The sequence below is a fragment of the Gluconacetobacter entanii genome (assembly GCF_003206495.1).
GTDB lineage: Bacteria > Pseudomonadota > Alphaproteobacteria > Acetobacterales > Acetobacteraceae > Novacetimonas > Novacetimonas entanii.
This window is the reverse complement of sequence record NZ_NKUF01000101.1, coordinates 1-2,790: the sequence shown is the minus strand read 5'-3', so window position 1 is coordinate 2,790 and position 2,790 is coordinate 1. Positions and strand designations below refer to the sequence as shown.

3 protein-coding genes and 1 tRNA gene are annotated in these 2,790 nt (G+C 49.6%); 2 read left to right on the top strand and 2 right to left on the bottom strand.

Translation table 11 applies throughout. The features are described 5' to 3' along the window. Positions 1–130 (top strand): transposase domain-containing protein (locus CFR72_RS16530; RefSeq protein WP_146220696.1); only part of this gene is annotated, 130 nt, incomplete at its 5' end. Between the two features lie 178 nt (positions 131–308). On the opposite strand, the gene CFR72_RS17395 is transcribed toward CFR72_RS16530, so the two are convergent. Beyond that, positions 309–1,439, bottom strand: coding sequence for a helix-turn-helix transcriptional regulator (locus CFR72_RS17395; protein ID WP_146220772.1), 1,131 nt, complete (start codon positions 1,437–1,439; stop codon positions 309–311). 672 nt (positions 1,440–2,111) lie between these two features. Beyond that, positions 2,112–2,231 (bottom strand) — tRNA-Ser (locus CFR72_RS17750). A 114-nt stretch (positions 2,232–2,345) separates the two neighbouring features. Here CFR72_RS17750 and CFR72_RS16515 point away from each other — a divergent pair. Then, positions 2,346–2,678, top strand: a complete 333-nt coding sequence (locus tag CFR72_RS16515) for a helix-turn-helix transcriptional regulator (RefSeq protein WP_110914790.1) — start codon at positions 2,346–2,348, stop codon at positions 2,676–2,678. Positions 2,679–2,790 lie beyond the last annotated feature (112 nt).

The following is a 2,790-nucleotide window of genomic DNA, read 5'->3' as shown; positions in this document are numbered from 1 at the left end:
CCGGCTTAATCCGCACGATTACCTCGCCGACGTCCTGGCCCGTATCAACGAGCACAAGATCAACCGGCTCCACGAACTGTTGCCATGGAACTGGAAACCCGTGAATACACTGCACAGACAGGCCGCATAATCAAGGCGGCCCAGAGCGGCCGGTTACGCTCAGACGCCCGGATGACGCAGTTGCGGCTGGGCGATGGGCAGGGCCGGGGGCCGGCTCTCATTGAGCGCGCGATGGAGGCGGAAGGGAATGATCGCAACAAGTCAGACCGCCTCCCTGGCCTGGCCTTTCGGTTGATCCTTTGGGCGGTTTAATCAGAAAACCGCCCAAAGGATGAAATATTTCCGATAAGGGCGGCAAGCTGGCTCTGACTGTTCACGTTCAGTTTGTAGAAGATTTCCTTGAGCATGGTTCGGGCATACTGTTCCGATATGCCGATGATTTTCGCGGCCTGACGTGGCGGGTGCCCCACCCCGACAATACTGGCAAGGCGCGCTTCCGACCTTGTCAGGCCCAGTGTCTGCATGATGCCTGAAATATCAGGCAGGCTGGGTTGCAGATTTTTTGCCAGAAGGACAATGAAATCATTATTTTTCAGTAATGGGCCATTGAGTTCCAGGCGGGATATCTTCATGGCCTTCAACAGGATTTTCTCCCCGTTCGTGCCGTTGATGACAGCAAATTCGGGAGGCTGGAGAGCATCCTGTACATAACTGACTTTGTTCAGGATTCTTGTTATCTGATGTTTGTTCTTCTGATTGGTGGAAGACAGTCTGCCGCCTTCGTAAGTCAATGCATTCCCAATCAGGGATTTGAATATGGGATTCATCATAAGTATTTTGCCATTGCTTTTTAGCAAAGCGATTCCAAAATCCATATGGTCATAAATTTTGTAGGTATTTTCAAGTATTAATGAATTATATATATTTGAAAAACTCAATGACTGGCATATATGTCTGGAGATGATGTTCCTTACGTAGTTTTCGTTATCCGTTTCGCCTCTCTGTCCATTATACCTCTGGGTGGAGATTTTTATCCCGGATGTGAATATGTCCTGGTCAACAAAGACATTTACACGGCCCAAATCATATTTTTTCAGGAACTCATGATAAAATGGAGATTTTTTAATTTCATCTTCGCTGATGAGGTCGATATCAGGAAAATCTCCCAATATGTTTTTCTTGTATTTGAATAGTTTATTGTATGGGTCTATTTTGTAATATGGATCTGTTCCATGGAAATAATCTTGGGATGACGCGTCGTGTTCCGGCTTGTTAAGGGATGTCAGTAAGAGTTCCTTGAGATTCGGATCGAACGGCACGACGGCAAGGGCCGCGACATCGATAAGTTTTGCACATTTCTGAAGCGTGTCTTTCCAATCGCAGGTGCCCAGTGCTGATCCATATATGGTCTCGATAATGGAATTGACTTTTTGAAGCATCTGCATGGACCTGTCGAACTGCGGATATCTTGGTGAAATCTTTTTCAAATCTGATTGATGTATATATTAACCCAATTTTACATCAGACACCCTCCCAAATGGGAGGGGCGGGCGCATATCTGCACTTGGCGTCGCCAGATCCATGACACATGCGGGGTGGATAAATCCCACCGATGCAGGCATGGCGCTGTCCCATCGCAGGGCAGGCGGGTATAATAATTTGAATTTCCTGAATAAATATCCGACCTGATGATGCGTCCCAGAGAAACCGCCATTGATCCGGGGCGGCGGTGGTCATGATCTGTGTGTCCATCACCGAAATCCTGCCACGACAGGGCACGCTGGAACCTGCATTTTCTCTGGTAAGGATGGCGCACCCCGGAAATGGCCGGACCATGGAACGTCAGGCCATGAACCCGGAAATTCTTGTCTGCCGTCCATCATCTTCCGGGCCTGATTCTGGCCGGGGCTATGGCACCATACATCCTGCGGCAGCGGCCTGCCCGTAGTGGTGATGACAGTCGTCTTTTATGATTTACCTGATGAGGGTTCCTGCCATCACTGGACCGTCCCCGAATGACGGAAACCCATCTAGCTCAAAGTCCAGCAGATCGAATATCAGGAAAGTGCCTGTAATCAGCTAAGACCCACAGTAAACTGCGGTAAAATAGCTGGCGTCCCGTACGGGATTCGAACCCGTGTTGCCGCCGTGAAAGGGCGGAAGAAATACTATGACTAACCTTGGAATTTTGCAGAAAATCTCTGACTTCCGCCACTTTTATATAACCGGACGTCACTGCCTGTCACGGGGTATCTCCCTCCATTTGGCTCAATGGCTCAGGCCGAAACATTGACATTTCGGGATGCCTCGCCCAGAAATTTCATTGATAATTTTGTAGCAGAGTGATGGCGTCCGAACTTCCTGAAGGTATGAGGCCCGCTGTCCTGACATACGTGCAGGCGGCAGAATATCTGGGCATTAGTCCGGGTCGGTTGCGGAATTTGAAATGGATGGGCCGAGGGCCCCGTTCTGTCACATATGGGACTCGCGACGTAAGGTTCCGAATCGCTGACCTCGATGCCTGGCTGGATCAGAAAGCTGGTATTCAGCCTGCCCTACAACCTGCACGGAAGCGTGCGCCACGGCCCAGACGTCGCGGCGTCGGTATGTTGGCTATATTGATGCTGCTTGGCGGCATGGCGCTACTCGCAATGCTGATTAAGTTTATTTTTTCTTAGCATGCCATGCGTCTAAGAGCCCGATCCGAAAGTTTTTGAACAATACCAGCCTGTTGTGATTCATCCGTCTTTGCGAAGAGATGGAGTGAATGGTGACATGGACTGGTATTGC